The sequence below is a fragment of the Enterocloster sp. OA13 genome, assembly GCF_022440595.1.
GTDB classification, from domain to species: Bacteria; Bacillota; Clostridia; order Lachnospirales; family Lachnospiraceae; genus Enterocloster; species Enterocloster hominis.
The window spans coordinates 2,404,856-2,422,547 of record NZ_JAKNTF010000001.1; the positions used below are offsets into that span (position 1 = coordinate 2,404,856).

At 49.2% G+C, this 17,692-nt stretch carries 20 protein-coding genes; 13 read left to right on the forward strand and 7 right to left on the reverse strand.

The features are described 5' to 3' along the window. Positions 1-48: 48 nt before the first annotated feature. Entirely contained in the window at positions 49-222 is a 174-nt protein-coding gene (locus MCJ35_RS10745) for a hypothetical protein (RefSeq protein WP_227797194.1), read from the reverse strand. 184 nt (positions 223-406) lie between these two features. On the opposite strand from MCJ35_RS10745, the gene MCJ35_RS10750 reads away from it, so the two are divergent. Continuing rightward, positions 407-634: a hypothetical protein gene (locus tag MCJ35_RS10750; protein ID WP_008716323.1), complete on the forward strand. Its 228-nt coding sequence runs from the start codon at positions 407-409 to the stop codon at positions 632-634. 50 nt (positions 635-684) lie between these two features. Here MCJ35_RS10750 and MCJ35_RS10755 read toward each other — a convergent pair whose 3' ends face one another. After that, positions 685-2,475, reverse strand: a complete 1,791-nt coding sequence (locus MCJ35_RS10755; RefSeq protein WP_025487156.1) for an AAA family ATPase — start codon at positions 2,473-2,475, stop codon at positions 685-687. A gap of 100 nt (positions 2,476-2,575) precedes the next feature. Between MCJ35_RS10755 and MCJ35_RS10760 the strand changes: the two genes are divergently transcribed. The 12 genes from MCJ35_RS10760 (at position 2,576) to MCJ35_RS10815 (ending at position 12,107) form a co-directional block, all read left to right on the forward strand. Beyond that, on the forward strand, positions 2,576-2,989 hold the full coding sequence (locus MCJ35_RS10760; RefSeq protein ID WP_025487155.1) for a hypothetical protein: 414 nt from the start codon (positions 2,576-2,578) through the stop codon (positions 2,987-2,989). 57 nt (positions 2,990-3,046) lie between these two features. After that, complete coding sequence (locus MCJ35_RS10765) at positions 3,047-6,055, forward strand: hypothetical protein (RefSeq protein WP_025487154.1); 3,009 nt, start codon at positions 3,047-3,049, stop codon at positions 6,053-6,055. Between the two features lie 577 nt (positions 6,056-6,632). Then, entirely contained in the window at positions 6,633-6,842 is a 210-nt protein-coding gene (dmpI, locus tag MCJ35_RS10770) for a 4-oxalocrotonate tautomerase DmpI (protein WP_008716329.1), read from the forward strand. 60 nt (positions 6,843-6,902) lie between these two features. Next, positions 6,903-7,382 carry an imm68 putative immunity domain-containing protein gene (locus MCJ35_RS10775; RefSeq protein WP_008716330.1) on the forward strand — a complete coding sequence of 160 codons (480 nt, stop codon included), beginning with the start codon at positions 6,903-6,905 and terminating at the stop codon, positions 7,380-7,382. A gap of 356 nt (positions 7,383-7,738) precedes the next feature. Next, complete coding sequence (locus tag MCJ35_RS10780) at positions 7,739-8,047, forward strand: hypothetical protein (RefSeq protein ID WP_025487152.1); 309 nt, start codon at positions 7,739-7,741, stop codon at positions 8,045-8,047. Between the two features lie 75 nt (positions 8,048-8,122). Then, complete coding sequence (locus tag MCJ35_RS10785) at positions 8,123-8,536, forward strand: hypothetical protein (RefSeq protein WP_025487151.1); 414 nt, start codon at positions 8,123-8,125, stop codon at positions 8,534-8,536. Positions 8,537-8,682: 146 nt separating this feature from the next. After that, positions 8,683-9,084: a DUF5301 domain-containing protein gene (locus tag MCJ35_RS10790; protein WP_008716334.1), complete on the forward strand. Its 402-nt coding sequence runs from the start codon at positions 8,683-8,685 to the stop codon at positions 9,082-9,084. 78 nt (positions 9,085-9,162) lie between these two features. Further along, positions 9,163-9,594, forward strand: coding sequence for a hypothetical protein (locus tag MCJ35_RS10795; protein WP_025487150.1), 432 nt, complete (start codon positions 9,163-9,165; stop codon positions 9,592-9,594). Positions 9,595-9,622: 28 nt separating this feature from the next. Next, a complete protein-coding gene (locus tag MCJ35_RS10800) occupies positions 9,623-9,832 on the forward strand; it encodes a hypothetical protein (RefSeq protein ID WP_008716336.1) in 210 nt (69 codons plus the stop codon). A 47-nt stretch (positions 9,833-9,879) separates the two neighbouring features. Then, entirely contained in the window at positions 9,880-10,458 is a 579-nt protein-coding gene (locus MCJ35_RS10805; RefSeq protein WP_025487149.1) for a DUF1989 domain-containing protein, read from the forward strand. A gap of 152 nt (positions 10,459-10,610) precedes the next feature. Beyond that, positions 10,611-11,030 carry a DMP19 family protein gene (locus MCJ35_RS10810; RefSeq protein WP_008716338.1) on the forward strand — a complete coding sequence of 140 codons (420 nt, stop codon included), beginning with the start codon at positions 10,611-10,613 and terminating at the stop codon, positions 11,028-11,030. A gap of 84 nt (positions 11,031-11,114) precedes the next feature. After that, positions 11,115-12,107, forward strand: a complete 993-nt coding sequence (locus MCJ35_RS10815; RefSeq protein WP_155858519.1) for a hypothetical protein — start codon at positions 11,115-11,117, stop codon at positions 12,105-12,107. On the opposite strand, the gene MCJ35_RS10820 is transcribed toward MCJ35_RS10815, so the two are convergent. The 5 genes from MCJ35_RS10820 to MCJ35_RS10840 form a co-directional block, all read right to left on the reverse strand. Then, complete coding sequence (locus MCJ35_RS10820) at positions 12,082-13,335, reverse strand: TniQ family protein (RefSeq protein WP_025487146.1); 1,254 nt, start codon at positions 13,333-13,335, stop codon at positions 12,082-12,084. The two genes, MCJ35_RS10815 and MCJ35_RS10820, sit on opposite strands and share 26 nt — an antisense overlap. Continuing rightward, a complete protein-coding gene (locus tag MCJ35_RS10825) occupies positions 13,329-14,447 on the reverse strand; it encodes an AAA family ATPase (protein WP_162158559.1) in 1,119 nt (372 codons plus the stop codon). The genes MCJ35_RS10820 and MCJ35_RS10825 overlap by 7 nt, the downstream gene beginning before the upstream one ends. A gap of 321 nt (positions 14,448-14,768) precedes the next feature. Next, positions 14,769-16,562 carry a Mu transposase C-terminal domain-containing protein gene (locus MCJ35_RS10830; protein WP_051400718.1) on the reverse strand — a complete coding sequence of 598 codons (1,794 nt, stop codon included), beginning with the start codon at positions 16,560-16,562 and terminating at the stop codon, positions 14,769-14,771. Beyond that, a complete protein-coding gene (locus tag MCJ35_RS10835) occupies positions 16,552-16,959 on the reverse strand; it encodes a hypothetical protein (protein ID WP_025487144.1) in 408 nt (135 codons plus the stop codon). The genes MCJ35_RS10830 and MCJ35_RS10835 overlap by 11 nt, the downstream gene beginning before the upstream one ends. A 9-nt stretch (positions 16,960-16,968) precedes the next feature. Beyond that, the gene (locus MCJ35_RS10840; RefSeq protein WP_025487143.1) at positions 16,969-17,511 is read right to left on the reverse strand and encodes a hypothetical protein; all 543 of its coding nucleotides are present in this window, start codon (positions 17,509-17,511) and stop codon (positions 16,969-16,971) included. Positions 17,512-17,692 lie beyond the last annotated feature (181 nt).

The following is a 17,692-nucleotide window of genomic DNA, read 5'->3' on the forward strand; positions in this document are numbered from 1 at the left end:
ATCAATACCTCCTCTACAACTTCCGATTTCATAGACTGATAAATAAAATTAATGCCTATTACTGCCTATCCAATAACATCCGGCTGCCAATACAGAAGCCAATAACTCCGTTGCACGGGCATTGATATCATAAACCCTGGAGCCCATAAGATAGGGCGAACCCCAGAATACAACCGCAAAAATCATGAGTGCAATAACAATCCGCTTAATTTCTTCCTTCATCGCAAGACACCTCCATCCAATTCTAATTAAACAAAGTATAGCAAAGAAGCTTTTGAAAGTGAAGCGGAACTCTCCAGGTAAGAGGAAAGTCTGGAATCTGCCATGGCTTTTTGTATCTTTAAATCTTGACTATAATTTCCAGCGTTTATATACTTATCCATATACGAAAAAATGGAGGGCTTATATGTATCGCAAAAAGAAAAGAATTGACCAGCTTTTAGACGAATACAATCAGGAACAGGAATGGGGGTCCTGCCTTGATTGTGGCGATGATGCATTCTGCGAGTACGATGAATATGACAAAGGCTATTCATTTAGCTGCCATAATGAAGACTGTCCGCACCACTGGCCACCACAGATTGTAAAGAACAAAGAGGAGGTACCTGATTGGTTTGCATGGCCGTTACCATAAATATAGTAAAATGCGGAAAGCCCCGGCATCAGCCAGGGCTTTCTTGAAAATCAGAATGTAATAATCTTCGCCTCTCCGCTCACGGCCGACGCCTTTGCCGCCCGTTCCAGGCTTTCATTGGCGCTGGCCAGGAACACATGGTCATAATCCTCCAGGTCTCTTTCTATGAGTCCAAACAGCATCTGGCACGAGGTATCATCCAGGCCGTCCAGGTTATCCAGCATGAGGATGCGGAACTGGTTCAGGGCGTTGAACATGCTCATGAGCACATAGGCTGCACGGAGCTGTTCTCCTTTGCTCAGGGATTTATAGTTTATCATCCCTCCGCTTTCCTTATCTGCAAAGAGAACCCGGAACCCGTCGCTGGTATCCAGCACCATATCATACTTGGGAAGCACATCCTGCATTTTCTCATTGCAGTAATCCTGCAGCGGCCGGATGTGGTATTCCAGGACCTTCTGCCGGACGCCCCCTTTGGGGGACAACTGTTCCACCAGCTCCTGCTGGATGGCGGTACTCTTACGCAGCTTAACACTGCGCTTCTCCGCCTCCTGCGCCCTGGCATATTTCGTTGCGTCATTCAGTTCATTCTTCAGTTCCATCTCCCTGGCCTGAAGTTCTGTCAAAAGCCCCAGGTCCGGTTTCACAGGCGCTGTAAGGCTGACCTTCTGCTCTTTCTCGTACTGCTCCAGGTAGACAAGCTTTGACTGATAGTCCCGCTCCTGCTTTGCAATCGCCTCCCTTTTCTTTTCCAGTTCGGCCAGTTCCTTTTCCAGGCGTGCCTTCTTCATGCGGCCACAGGCGGCAATTTCCTCCTTCTGCTCCACGCCGTCCTCCAGCTCCGAGCGGATGCCGGTCTTATCCGTGGAACACACCAGCTTATTGCTGATAGGGCAGACAGGTTTGGCCAATGCATCCAGGACCTTTCCCATGAAGGCAATGTCCTTCTCCGCAACCTGGATGCTGGACTGTACTTCCTGGAGCACATCCCGCTTGTTCTTAATCTCTTTCTTCACGGATTCCTGCCCTGTCTTCGGCGGGGCCTTGACTTCCTTATACGCCTCCAGCTTTTCCGCAAGGGATTCCATTGCCTTTGTGTATGCGTCATAGGCAGCCTTCAGTTTTGTATAGGAAGCAGATTCCGCTGATAACCGGCCGATTTGCTGGGAGACAGATTGCTTCTCCGTGTTGATGTCCTCCACAGAGCGGGTCGGGACAGGGCCGGCATATTTGGCTGCAGCCTCTGCCTCCACAAGGGACTTCTTGCGTTCCGCCCTCGCCGCAAAACACATATCGTAGGCTTCCTGGATATCCCCAAGGGTAATCTTCTCCGGGGCCTCCGGCAGGAGCATCCGGAGTTCATCTTCCGCGTCCTTTGAGAGGGAACACAGGGACAGGAGCTTTTCTATATCCATATCATTTTCCAGAAATCCCTCGTTCAGCAGGTATTCCGCCAGGTCCGCGCCCATCATCTGCTCCATGAGCTCTGACGAGAACATCATGTTCATTGTCCTGCCTGAGCACCCAAGGATATCCCCCAGGTCCCTTGCGACGTCCTTTGCCGTCGTGGCCTTGCCGCACATCAGGGTCTTTGATTTTGAAGGGGTATACCTCCGCTCAATGGTGCCCAGCTTTTCAAGCTCCACGGCAACAGAGCTTTTGGAAGCCCCCATCGCCATATAGTCGTCCGGGGTTTTGCCGGTGATGGCGCAGCGTATCCCTTCCAGCATGCTCGTCTTCCCCATCCCATTGGGTCCGGACAGGATGTTGATTCTTGCCGGCTTTACCTCCAGATTTTCAATTCCTTTAAAATTCATAATTTTAATATTACTGATTTTCATAAGGTACTCTTCTCCTTTCATCGTTAAGCACTGCAAATGAGTATGTCAGATTCCCGCGCCTGGAGAACTTCGTACATACTGGACAAAAGGAGGTGCTGATATGGACGAATCAACCAATCTAAACGAAATTAAGGCTGAACCGGAAAGCGACGCCATTGTAGATACACCCGATGAGGCAGCAATAGAGCCTACGGCTAACGAAGGTGCTGAACAGACCACAGCTGATGATAACCACGATGCGGATATACCCGAGGAAGATAAGGAACTTTTCACAGAGTTCGGGGAGGTCATCAGTGAAGCCATTGTAGACGCCCTGAAGGAGGTTTACGGTGAGGAAACCGCCGATGAACTTTGTACCGGCATTGCCCAGGAAGCACGGGATTCTGAGCAGCCCATCCAGGAAATCATCAGTGAGAAGGTCGCCGAGCTTGCCGGCATAGATTTGGAGGCGCGGGTAGACACCCCCTCAATGGATATAGAGCCCCCTGCCGAACCGGAGATAAGCCGCTATTAGTCCCTGAAGGAATGCTATGATTCGGATAAGGACAAATATCTGTTCCGCAATACCTTCGTGGTCCTGGAGCGCCTGGAGCTGAACATCGAGGCCTATAAGACCGGCGAGGATGGCGACAAAGGGCGGCCTGTCTCCGGCGGCGACATCGCCATGAACATCATAGAGCTGACGCGGAGCAATGTGTGGGAATCCATGGTGGAGATTGCAGTCCGCACCTATTTCGACGAACATTTCCCGGCAAAGGTGGATACCGGGACCACCGTGGAGGAAAAACTGGATATAGAAGCTGAACCGCCCAAGGTGGACCGCCCCGACCTGGTAAGGGACGCAAGCGGCACTGTCCGGGATGACGGCCTTGTCTATGGGCGCAACGTGGACTTAAAAGAACTCGGGATTGACAGCAAAAACCCCCTGGCCGGACACTACATGGGCGTGGACATGACCAAGGCCCCGGACCCGAAGATGTCCGATATCAGCATGGACGTCTGGAAAACCGGCCGTGGCGTCACGGATACCGTGACCATTGACAGTGAGGCAAGCACCCTGCGCATCCCGGATATCCGGCTGGTGGAATTCAACGATGACCACTATCTCGTAGACCCCTTCGGCAAGGTGGTAGCCAGCGATGTTGACCCCACGGAAAAAGAGCCCACAAACTACTTCAGGAGCCTTGATATCTCCAGCTTCCGGTATAATACGCCCATGGTTGAGGCCGCTGCCCAGGGCAAAGGCATTACTGTAGAGGAATACAAGGAACTGGTTTCGGATAAGGTCAAGGCGGATTTCACGGAACGCACCCTGGCAGGTTTTGACGCGCATGCGGCATACCTGAAGGACCAGATACCTGATATCAAAGGAACCATTGAAGCGTATACAGAAAAAATCGAAGCCCTCCCTGCAAAGGAAGAAGAACTGAAGGCCGGCATTGAGCGCATTGACAGCCTCCCGGCCGAATCCATGACCCCAAAGGATGTCAGCACCCGGGAATCGTACGAAAAGAACCTGGTGGACATTGTGGAGGCAAAGGAAAAACTGGCCTCTGCCGTTGAAAAAATGGACGCCCGGGCCGAAAAGCTGGAGGCTACCATTGAGGGATACTCACAGGCGAAGGCCGTCTGTTCCTCAGGGGCCACGGATGTGGACTCCTCCCTGGCCGTCGTGCTCCGGGCAGACATGGATGCCGGCGGCCGGACCGGCAACGAGGATTATGGCCTAAGCGTAGAGGATATTGAGAAAATCAGCAGCGCCCTCTCCTCCCTGGAAGCCGGAGCCCCGGATGATGTAGAGGTCAAACCAGAGGACTTGGAAGCCAATCCGGACAGCCAGGAGGATAACGTGGGCACCCAAGAGGATAAGCCTCTGGATTTAGACACCGGCGCCGCCGATATGGAATCTTCCAGGGAACCAGATGCCCAAACTGCCCAGGCTGACACAGACGCACAGGTAATTGCTGATACCGAAAAAATAGATACACAGACGGAACCTGATATTGAGGATGAAGATATCGGCATAGAACTTCCCCCGTCCCCCTTTGATGAGGAAATCATTGAGGAAGCACAGGGCTATCCCTATGTTGACATAGATACTTATCAAGATGAGGTCCTGGGGCCGGATGAGGATTATATCTCTGCTGATATGGACGCCTATAAGCCGCTCCCCTACGATGGTCCTACGCCCGTGACTGAGGAAGACTGGAAATCCGCACAGCTGGAACATATTCAGGAATCCATCTATGGACTCCAGACAGAGGGCTATTACCAGAAAATCAACATCACCAATGATATCCAGTACCTTGGGTATCAGGAATTCGACCTGCAGCCGGACTGGCTCTATGAAAACCTTGGGGACGATGTGGCGGATGTCCTGGCTGACTATAATGGGATGAAGGCAACCATTGAATCCATTGACCAGCGCATGGAGACGACCGACACTTATTTAGCGCTCCTGAGTAACCCGGATGTCAGCGACGACGATAAGCTGGCAGCCTTTGACCGTATGGCCGGGAAGATGGGATTCACAGAGGAAATGCTGGAAACCGTGTACATCAGCCGGCCGGAAGAAACCCCGGATGTGGATATCCAGACAGATGATAATGTGGATACACACGAACCTGACGCCATAGCTGCAGACGACATACCGGATATGGCAGGAACAGTACCGGATTCACCCCCTGATGAAGATGACGCCGTCATTGTGGCCTCTGAGGAGGAATCTGTGGGTTATGAGGAAATCCGGGAAGCCCTGGACCGGTTCATTGACCAGGGGCCTGATGGCACGTTCTCCCTGAAGGAAGATTTCCTGGACAAATATGCAGGGGAAATCCCGGAACAGGACTTCTTCTCCGCCTTTGCCGATAAGGTCAAGGAGATTGAGGATGAGGCAAAGGACGAGGATAAGGATGTAGACGCCAATGCCATTGAGCGCCTGGCCGATGCCTTCAGCGACATTGAAGACGCCGCCATCAGCAGCATAACTTACCAGGCGGAACATCTGGTGGACCTGGTGGAAGCCATCTGTGAGGGAGATTGGGATTTCGTGGGGAACATGCTCATGGACAGCTACTTTGACAAAATCAAATCCCAGCTCTCCCCCATTGAGCATGTAGCAGATTACCTGAATGACAGGTTTGACCCTGAATGGCAGGCAGATTCCGAGGCCATCAAAGAGTCTATCTGTGAACGCCTGGAGGGGATATCCAATGATTCCTTTGTGGACCGTATCTGCGACATCGCGGAAACCCTGAGCGACATCTTCCATGGGTTTGACGTCACCCTTGCCCAAATCGGCGAATCCTACGCTGGCCAGGATGTTGACCGCTTTGAGACGGAACCCCAGGACATTGAGATTCCTGAAGCAGACAATGCGGTTGACCAGCATATCAGCGATGCGGCGCCGGATATCCAAACCAGCCTGGATATGGAAACTGACGACTTTGATATGGACATGGAACTTTCCTCCCAGGTCGAGAGCCTGAGGGACTTCTTCGCTGACGTGGAAGGCATCACAGCCGGGGCAGAATCCGCCACCACGGCCGAGGAGCTGGAAGCTGCTATTGCCGCCGTATAGGAAGGAGGACAACATGGTCACAGGATATACCGTCACACTCTTCACTCTGCTCCTGCTGGGCTGCCTCATCGGGATTGCTGCTGGTTTCCACATGGCGTACACGGTGCCGATACGGATGGCCCGGCGGACCGGAAGCCTCCTGGGGTCATCAAACGCCGCTCGCGTAAAGAGCTCAAACCTAAGCGCCCCAGGAAAACCGGCAGGAAGCTGCACAGCAAAATCCACAGGCAGGAAGGAGAATCCTTTTCCGAGTTCCGCTGCCATGAGACCTCCCAGGACCATGAGGAAACGGTCTCAAAGGCCATGGGCAGCCAGGACGACTCCTACAGCTACATAGCCAATCATACGCAAACATAAAGCAACAGGCTGCTCTCCTATCAACATGAGGGCAGCCTATTGCTTTTTTCATATCCCACTGTCAAAGTCTTTGTTCTGTGGTGGGATGACATGGACGAAATATCCGTATTATGGTAGAATGAACTTAATATAAGAACCTGTTTCTGATGGTTCAAAACGGAATCGACATCATTGCGTTGGATACCTGCCAGCACAAATCGGAATTTGAGAGGAGAACAAAATGCCTTATATTACAGTGGAAAGTGGAGCTTTATCTGATGAACAAAAGGAACAGTTGATAAAGCGTTTAACAGAGGTATCTTCTGAAATCATGAAAGTACCAAAAGAATTTTTTACAATTACCATTAAAGAATTACCAGATAAAAATTTTGGCATTGGCGGTAAAACGATTGATAAAGTAAAGGCTGAATATATGCAGACGCATAAGTAACTTCCCATTTATCGGGGAGTTGAACAGAGAGAAAAATCGGTATTGAAGGAGAAATACAAAATGTATATTGAAAAATACTGGGGTAATTATATCGGGGGTACGGATGACAGCCTAACATTGCTGGATTATTTAATTGATAAACAGAAAGCCGAAATACCTCTCAGCGAAATATTTGCGGACACTGGCTTAGATAAGCTAAACTGGAACTTTCACACAACAGACGTAGAACTTGAGTACAAAGGCCATGACGGCAGAGCACATGAGTTTGACTTTGCTATTGATTTGTTTACTGATTTGGCAGCCCTAATGCTGGAGTGCTCTATGAATGGCAGCGTGTCTTTGGGGGAACTATTGAATGATGAGAATGGCAATATTGTCCGTATTACTTTCACCCAAGAAGAAAAAAAAGCTATAAACAAGGCACTGGCTGACTTTGCTAAAGACCCGCTGACTTATGACCTCCATGAGATGGTACCGGACGAGGATATGCAAGAAATGGCACAGGACTGTGAAAGTCTCCGTAAAGAACTGTGTGAATAATTCTCCGTTTCAACTTCCAGTTTGTCAAGGAGCTAAGTAGAACGATTACCGGAACAGCCCATTTTTTATCCTGTCCTGAATGAACAGTACGCAATAGAGATTGCTTCCGGCTGGAATGTGAAATATAACGAGGACCACAGAGGTTATGTCACAAAGTTTGAGGTAGACGACCAATATTGCAGACAGTTTGAAGTCCATCAGGTCGGGGGCGCGCAACATAAGGAGTTATGGGTCCCAGCCGAAAAGCTAGATGAATTTAATGAGCATATTATTGGGGAAATACATATTATTAAAGAATTTCCAGATAAATAGCACCTTATCGTGTTGACTGGCAGCCGAAAAATATGGTGGATAAAATGACCAATTACACATTTGAGGATATAAAGGGATTGTTACTAATAAGCATCCAAGAGTATGGTTTTGAATCAGAATTACGCTTATGCTTTCATGACAACCCGAATGAATACATGATTATAATTTATGATGACCATTGCTCTTTCCAACGATGCGGCAATCCAAAAAAAGCAAGCGGCGAATATAATTATGAATCATTGGATGAGCTGTATAAAGCCCAACAGGTTGATGGGATTGTTTTAGAAAGGGACTGGGGAAAGATTAAGGACTTAGAGTGTACCGATTTTGACATATTGGACCTATGGGACTAATGGCGGATTGAACACCCTCTCCCCTCTCTGCCGGATGTGAATGAAATAGAATTTATCAGGAGATGAAAATAAGCCATGGAAAAATATGTCCCTTTTTCAGAAGTCAGCATTGTACTAGAGCAATTAAAACACGCCCCCTTTCTCTGCAAACTGGAGGAAGCAGATGATAATGAACTGCACATCACCATCATGAGCGCCACAACAGGTGGCTGCGCAGACGTGCATGAAGTCTGTGAAAACACAGCTTTAGAACAAATACTGTCCCACTGCAAACCAATCGAAGCCAACCCAGAACAGAGTTTTGAAATCATTTTTGAAAATTACATCCTGTATCAAGTGCGCAATGAATCATTCTGTTCCTATGATGCGGATGAAATACGTTCGGGAAAATTCATGATTGTTTTTGAAAAGTCGAAATTACTGGATTATCTTATGGTTTCAACGGACGCCTGCCAGCTTGACGATGGGATGTTCTATCCCGGAGAATGAAAGCATTACGGCATATACACGCAAAGCCACATAATTGATGTGGTAGCGTTGGATGAGCCTAAGGTGTTTTGCAGGGTTCAATAGCCTGTCGCACGTAGATACCCTTACCACAAAGTAGCGGCTAAAACATAAAAAAGAGGTAATATATGAATAGAAAGCTTGTAAAATTACTTATCGCCATTACCAGTGCTTTTCTCTGTCTTACAGGTTGCAGAAGAAACACGGCTGAACCGATTATTCTTCCCACTGTTGATGATATCTGCTCCATAAATATCGAACTGATTGATGGGAGGCAGATGTCTTACGAAAATTCCGAAAGCATCAAACAGATTATTTCAGCCATCTCCATAGGAAAAGCAACCAACAAGGAATCCGTGCAGGATTTTCCGTCAGAAGATGAATATGGAACGATAAACATAGAAAGTAATGATGGGACAACCACTGTTTTTTATTATGTTAATAGCGGAAAATACTTTGTGGAACAGCCATATCAAGGTATTTACGAAGCAGTGGGCAACCTTGAAAATTCCCTCATAAATGTCAAATAACAGGAATATATAATGGATACTGCTCTCTGACTGGTAAATTCCATAAAGAAATCTATATCGCTTTAAAAAGGAGCTCTTATGCTATTTCTGCTGATATTGACTGACCCGGAATTATCTTATGATAATTACTCAGAGGATTTTTATATTGGCCTATTTGAAACTGAACAACAGGCTGAGGATACTGCCCAGCATTATCTTAAAAATATAAAAGGGTTCTGCGATTTCCCCTGTACATACCGTATCGCGAAGAAGAACGTTATTGGCGATTTTAACAGCAGGACATCTGATTTCCTATGGACTGTTCAAGGGTGGAACACAAATGAAGACCTAGATGAGATAGACATAATCGAAAGCCCATGCTTCCTCACAGAAAAACAAGCAGACGCTGAGCTTCTGGTCATGAAAAAGAAATACCAACGGGCAGAATGGACTGTAACCAGATGGAAATTAGGCGCATTGAAATGGCATGATAGATTTGTCAGAATGGTTTATGGTGAGCCTGTAAACTAATCGTTATATTAAAAGTAGACAAAGAACAATGAGCAAATATAATGCCCTATGGGAATATGTACAGAAAAACGGAAGCCAATCTATTAAATTGACTTTTGATGAAATTGCTGATATTGCAGGCATAGCCATAAACCATTCATTTTTGAAATATAAAAAAGAACTAACGGAGTATGGTTATCAAGTTGGTAAAATATCTATGAAAGAGCAAACGGTCATTTTTAATAAAGTCGAAGAGTAATTTCAGTTTGTCAAACTGGAAAATTGGAATTGATGGAGGCGAGAATAATGAGCAAAGAGTATATAATACCAGCGTGTTCAGGAATAAAAATTGATGTTCAGCAAGGACAAAATATTACAGTGGTTGACATTGAGGGCGGTCAAGTGGTTGATTTTTTTGCAGAAGTGACGGATAAACCAAATGAATTTCTTTCAACCGGAGTGACGATTGACTGTAATGAATCTTTGAAATTAAAAATTGGGGATACTATTTATACAAACTTATATACACCTATGATGGAAGTCCTTTCTGATGATGTTGGCGAACATGATTTATTACACCCATGTTGCCGACCAGAAATGTATGATTATTTCTACCATAATGGTAAAGGACATCGAAACTGTTTCGATAATATCAATAATGCCCTTAAAGAACAACGGCCAATTATTACACCTGTCAATCTATTTATGCACACGAAAATCAATACTAACGGCAATATCTCAGTAGAAAAGCCTATTTCTGAAGCTGGAGATAAAATTATATTAAAAGCATTGTTGAATATCACATTGGGAATTGCTGCTTGCAGTGTTTCTGAAAGCCAATGCAATAGTGGCAAATGTTCATCTGTAAAAGTAATCATTGACTAACGCAAATTTCCATTTGCAAGCTGACGATTTAAACATAAGGAGAATAGAATCCTAAATGAAAACTATATATAACTGAACGGGTTTATAATATTTTATTTTGCAAACGGTAGAGTGAAGTAAAGGACAAATCGGGATTACAAGGAGATTAAATAGTGAATTTCATTGATAGGGCATTTAAACAAAATTTATCAGGCGATGACTTCTTACAGGCTATGGCAGATATTTATTCAGAGCCAGAAGTTTATAGAATTTTAAACCAATATCCACCCTTTGTAGCAGATGTGATTTCGATTATTGATTATGATACCGCTTTACAGATGGATGGATTAGACGATATTATAAGCGGCAATTTAAGTAGCAGGTATGCAGAAATCCTAAATGCTCTTAAACAATGTGGTGCCGAACAGGAAGCTGATATCTTAAAGCACGCGAAGGAATTATACGATTCAGACGAAGATGGTTACAATGAGGAATACGATAACCTGAATAGCCAGATTGCCTTACATAATGATTATAATGGATTTTGGGACATTGTCCGGGCATATATTGATAAAAATTTGAATTTAATCTAATCTGCACAGGTAGGTCCTTTCCATCCTGTAAAAGGGCCGCCGCCCTCATCCTGACATACTGGATGAAAGGCGGTGATTTTTTTTATGCGTGATTTTATACGGAACCCTAAAAACTGGATGGCCCTCTGTGTTGTGCTGGCTGTCCTCTTTGCGTTGATATACTCCTTCCTTTCCTCCACCAATGCAAACCTACCCTCCTACGTGGAGCCCCCTGCCACACCAGCCGAGCAGACGCCGGCCGTTGACATTGAGACCGTGCAGTTTGCGGCCGAGGGCATCAATCTTACCATGTCGGCCCCGGCCAAATGGACCCATGTGATACGGCAGGGGGCGGATGCCTACATAAACCCGGCCGACGGCGCCACCCTCTTCTTCCATATCAGCGGCTACGACCCGGGCGTCAACATGGTGACCGAGGAGATTATTGCCTCGGAGCTCTCTGCCTCCGGCGGCCTCCTGGGCGGCTTTTCCAGGAACGGCAATAGCGCTTACCTGGCTATTTACGAGCAGGGGGCTGTAGATTGCTTTGAATACACCACATGGGATTTATCAACCCTGGTACGCATCTCCCTGCAGGTCCCTGCCGAGCGGTATACGGACTACTATGACACGGCAATCTTCCTGTTCGACACCCTCAAATGGGAAAAGGAGAACCCCATTCCGGAGGGATTCTCCTTGTTCTACAGTTCCTATGGGAATTTTGAGTTCGGCGTCCTTGATGGGTGGAATGCCGCGATTGACAACGGGGCTTATATTGCCACGGCTGCCAGCGGCTCCTGCCTAACGGCCTCCGTCACCCAGTCCGGCCTGGACCTCTCCTCCCTCAGCCAGCTGGATTACGTGGGCGCCGCAAGCCAGGGGAAACAGAACTACCTCCTGTCCACCTATTCCAACGCCGGTTCCACGCTCATTGCAGAAGCCACTTATACCAAGGATGGTGAGACCTGGGTCAACGTGAACAACATACTTGCCACAGGTTCCTATCTGTACGAGTTTTCCTTTGACTGTAAGCAAAGCGAGTATGAGACCGACGGCCCCAGCTTTTTAACCGCTATGAAGCTGTTCCGGGTGTTTTAGGCTCATCCAGTTCCATTATCCGGTCCAGGGCGTAACGCACAAACTCCGATGTGGCATGGAACCCCTTCTTTTTTGCATACTGGTCAACGCAGGTTTTCCCCGCCTGGTCATAATAGGCCTTGACGTATTTATTCATAGACCCGGTACCGTCATTCCCCTTTTTTGCATTGGACCAGAAAGGTTCCATGCCATACCTGCCCAGGAGGAAGTCCAGCTGGTGGGGCTTTACGTTCATCTGTTCTGCTATTCCCTTTTTTGTAGGGGGTACTTCCTGTAAGGATAGCTTCACCAGCCTCTCCTCTATCCTGTCCGGTATTGGCTTTGCGCTGAAGGTCGTCCTGGGTGCCTGCCCTATCATGGTTGCAAGCAGGGCATAACGTTCCGGGGAAAGGACCGTCCAGTTTCCTATCCTGCGCAGCTGATAAGGCTTGACCTTCTCCCCAAAGCAGCGCCGGACCAGTTCCGGCCCATAGAACCCCTCAAGCGCCTTCTTTACCATATCGGAATCAAGGATGGTGTTGAACCGTTTCGCTATCGTCATATACCCCTTGTTGCAGAAGGCCTGCACAAGGTTATTCACCCCCTCTGTGGGACCAACCCCAAGGGGCATGTCCAGGTAGGCCAACAGGGTCTTTGCCAACGGCATCTCATATTTTTCTATATGAGCATTTGGCTCTATATCCTTACAGTACTCGTTTGGTATAAAGAACTTTTCGTTGACCTGTCCCCGGTTGAACGGTATCCGCTCCAGGCGGCATCCATGCTTCGGGCAGACAGACATAAAAGGAATCTGATGGACGGTATGCCAGTAAGTTTCCCCATACAGGCTTACGTCCTCCTGCCGGCACAGGGGACAGTACCGTAATTCAGACGTACCGTTGGCACTGCTGTCCGTCTTCCAGAGCCATGTAGGCGTTATTGCTGTCCCCTCACACAGCTCCTTTAACGCCTGTTCCTTCTTTTCTACCGGGTTGATACGGTAAAAGTAGGGAAACAACGTATGGTTCAGAATGATATCCCTGATATCCAGCAATCCGGGCGGAAGCTGCCCGAGGATATCGTTTATGGCCTTGGTCGGGTAGAATGTCCCCATGGCCGCGTGCAGCCTGCCGTCAAACAGCTCCTGTATTGTAGTGGCGGATTTCGTATGGCCTGTCCTCATGTGGTAGCGGCACAGCACGCTGTACCAGAGTTCGCCCGGATAAGGCGTAGGAAAGAAATTCAGCACTTCACCACCTCCAGCATGTTGTATTTGTCCAGGGCCGACATCATTGCTTCCGGGGACCTGGCCAGCTTCAGCAGCTCCAATAAGTCCATGGGGTCACGCTGCGCCTTCTTCCTCCCCCTGGGCTTTGCATAGAGGCGTGGGACGGTCCCTTCCAAGGCTTCCGGGCCATCCGTATCAGCAATGGCCTTAATGCCCCCATTCATCCCCTCTGCAGGCCCTTTTACTTCCTCCACATCATCAACCGGCTCATATCCGGCCTCATCCGTGAAATCGGATATATAGGAGCCTTTGGCATACTTCTTCGGTATCTCGATGGACAGCAGCCTGACCGCCCTCATGATGACCGGCTCGTCTATAATCTCCTTCCCGGTCAGGATTGCCTGCACCTGTGCCTCCTGGAATATCTTGCAGATATAAGCCGGGATGCCCCCAGAATAGTCATATATGAGGTTTGCAAGCCGGTCCGTCAGCCCTGCCCTTTTCCGGGTGAACTGATAGGCCCATATGATTTTAAGGAAATCCCGGTATAATCCCCCTGGCTTCAATGGAAGCAGCCGCAGGCCCCTGGTACGCCGCTTCAGATGCTCCTGGGAAATAAACAGTTCCTCGGCCATCGGGGTGCCCACGAAATAGATACTGGTGCTTGTATCGTTGGTCAGCTCCACCAGGAACTTAACCAGCGGCTTGACCTGCTTATTCCTCTGTGCCGTGGCCACGGCGTTCTGTATCTCGTCAATGACCAGTAGCCCGATATGGTGGTTCAGGCAGATGATTTTGACCTGTGTGGCCAGGGCGCTGGCGGATGTGCTCCGTATCCTTGTGGATGCCTCATAATACTGGGACCCCATGGCCCGGTCCACGGCCTCAATGATGTTGAATGCCAGGGTCTTCACGGAACAGTCGCTGGGGCATTCCACCACCAGGTGGGTTATCTGTTTCTCGTAAAACGGCCTCCCGTTGTATTTGGTATGTATAATGACCTGGGGTATGAGGTCCAGGCACCGCCGGATGGTCGAGGTCTTCCCAATCCCCGGCACGCCGAGGATGGACCCGCTTTCCCCCTGGGTGGCAAAGGAAGGGCCGTTTCCCCGGGTCCCCCCTGAAATCCTCATGGATGGCATTCAGCTGCCTGACTGATTCCATGGTGGTCCTGGTCGTATAGGTAGTGGTGACTGCCCGGTATAGTGTATCATAGATGTTATACATATAGTCCATAGGGTAATAGACGCTCTGGAGGACCGGCAGATGCCTCCTCCGTTCCTCCCCACTGAGTTCCGCCAGGTCATAGGGCATCGGCGGCAGGCTTGCAATCTTCTCAAAGAACCTCCCCTTATCCATCAGTTCCGGCATCGCTTCCAGGAAAGGGTTCAACACCTGGCCTCCGGAGCCGACCTTATCATATATGGCTGATACCACTGTCTTTTCCTGATATTTCATGTCAATTTCCCCCTTTCATCCGCACGGTTCTCCCTTATCTCCGCGCCCTTCTGCCTTGGCTTCTCAACACCGTCAATCTCGTCCACTATCTCCTGGATGCTCTTGATGACCGCGACCCTGGCCTCCGTATCCTGCTGTTCCAGCTCCTTCTTCTGCCCCTTCACCTTGTCCCTGGCCATTTCATACTCCATCTGGGAAAGACCGTTAAACTGGGCGGAGGACAATGCCAGCGGGAACTGAACATACTTCCCATCCCTCACCCAGTACACGGCGTCAATTCTGGACGGGTCATAGGCAACCGTAATCTCCTTATCCATCCCGACCTCCTGTAAATACCGCCTGTATTCATTGTTCATATAGCTGATTCCATCACGCACAATCCCCTTGCGCGTGAACTTCGTAACTATCCGTGGAAGGGTCATCCGGTACAGGTCCTCCCCGCCTGCAGGGATGATGTCCGCCTTCCCCTGCCTCTCATGCCACTGCCAAAGGGCTGCGGGTATCGGCTCCACCCGGTCCGCGCACATCTCCGGCGTAGGTATGAAGTTCTTCAGTATCCTGTGCGAATTGATATAGATGACGCAGTGCAGGATGACCCTGGTAAACTCCGTCAGGTTCAGAAGGGCCTGCGACCGGTAGTCCGTAGCCCAGCGCTCCTGGGCATCCCCCTCAATGACCCCCTTGCCGCGCAGGAGGGGCTTGTACTTCTGCTGCAGCACATCGAACGTCTTTTCCACCAGCCCCTTCTCGTCCGGCCGGAACGGCGGCAGGGCCTCTCGCTCCATGCCGTATATGGTACACAGCTCCCCCACCCTTGAGGTGATGAACTCCTTCCCCTGGTCCGTTATGATTTCCCCGGGCAGCCCCATGTTCGGCCACTGCTCCGGGGTTATTTCAATCCCAAAGCGCCTGCAATACTGCACCTTGTCGGAGGCAGCGTTTGCCAGGCAGGCCATGACTGCGGTCTCCCCGGCATCAAGCCCTATGTTGATGCCGGCAATCAGCTGCGTGGCCGTGTCCACTGCCATGTAGATGTTGGGGCGCCCCACCACGGCCGTGCGGTCAAAGCGGGACACCAGGTAGATATCCGCCTCTGTCGCATCCATCTGGAAGGCCCCTATCCTGTCCTTCCACTGCATGGTGGCGCCGTACAGGGGCCGCTCATTCCTCTGGTAGTTTGACAGGCCACCCCGCGATACAGAGCATTTGATGGAGCGGTTATACCCATGCCGGTAGTAATAGTGGCGGAACCTGTCCCATGAAGGGGCTGAATCCATCAACTTCCCCTCTGGCGTCATATACCGGCTTGCCAGCATATGGTCATAGGTATCCCTAAGGGACATCCGTTTGGCGCTGAAGTAGAACTTCCGGATGGCCCAGGCAAAGTTTTTCTCGTCTACCCCAGGTTTCCTGTCCCGGCTCCCTTTCTCCATAAGGGTGTTCCTTGCCATATACCGGTAATATATGCGAAGCACCCTCTTTTTTGTTGTCCCGTTCTCTTTCGCTATTTTCTTGGCCATATCCAGCCGGAATTTTTTGTCCGTAATGCAGCTGGAATCCTCCAAAAGTGGTTCAATCAGGGCAAGGCGCTTTATCCCGGCCTTTGTCAGATACTTTGCCTGCTCCAGGGCAATCCTGTAATCCTCCGGCATATCCGCTTTCTCACAGGACTCCAAGAGGCTGTTTTCAATATAGCGCGGCGGCCCCGGTTCATCATATGAAATAACCCAGGCCCCACGGTCCAGGGCAAGCAGCCGTCTGAATACTTCACCATTTATCCTATAGAACATAGCCATCCCCTCCCCTGGCCATTACCACGACCTTCCAATCATCTACATCAAGGCGTTTCCAGTACCGCCTTGAAAGCTCCAGCTTCTCAATGGATGCCCTCCTGGTCAGATATTCCGCTGGAACCACTTCCCTTATACTGATGCTGCCATCTGCATTTTCTATCCTAAAGTCAGACGCCCAGGCTGCCTCAAAGTAATCCGGACGTATTTCCAGCCTGGAGATTTCCCCTAAGAATGCTGGGTCTAACGGCTGGAGGCATTGATATCCTGCCACATTTGGGCTGTCCTCCAGGATATCAGCATATGTTTTTGCATCACGGGTATGTACTGATATCAACATCTGGTTCTTCTCACTGTAAAACTGTATATCCCTGTATTTTGACTCCGTCTTATCCATATGTACTCCTTACTCCCGTCCTGGCCATTCAATGACCTCATAATCTCGGAAGGCGCCGCACCTCGGGCATGGGGCGCTTCCCCTCTGAATCATCTCCTCGGTCACCTCGCATATCTCCCTCTGACAGCAATCCACCCTGACTTTGGGGAACCGTCTCCCCTCCAGCACCTCCGGCCGAAAACGCCTGTTGAAGCGGAGATAATCAACCCAGCCCTCGCTGTCAAATATCCGGTTGCTGTGCAGCTCCAGGGCCATCTTGTGCACATCAAAACCATGCCTTGGGTAATGCTTCATCTCCCGGTACCACGTCTCCAATGCCTCAAGCAGCCATGTCTCACCATGCAGCCCAATCACCTGCTCCGCCAGCTGATACCAGACGTCCTCCCTGATATCACCGATTTCTGTCTGCACCCCCTTACGGAAGAATTTCTCCTTGTCCCTTCCCCTGCCTTTGGTCATTCCCATCCCAGTCCCGAACATGAACTGGATATCCTCCAAGCTAATAGAAGGGATGTCGATATCCGTAAGCGCATTAATTTGCCGTCTGTCCATCCTTGAATTCCTCCTTTCCGGAATTAATCCGAGTTTTTGCAATTAATCCGAGTTTTTGCATGAATTAATTTGAGTTTCTGCAATTAATCCGAGTTTTTGCACCTATTAATTTGAGTTTTTGCCGAAAAGACCCCTTTTTCATGCAAAAACTCGGATTAATTCTAATTCTAAGTGCAAAAAC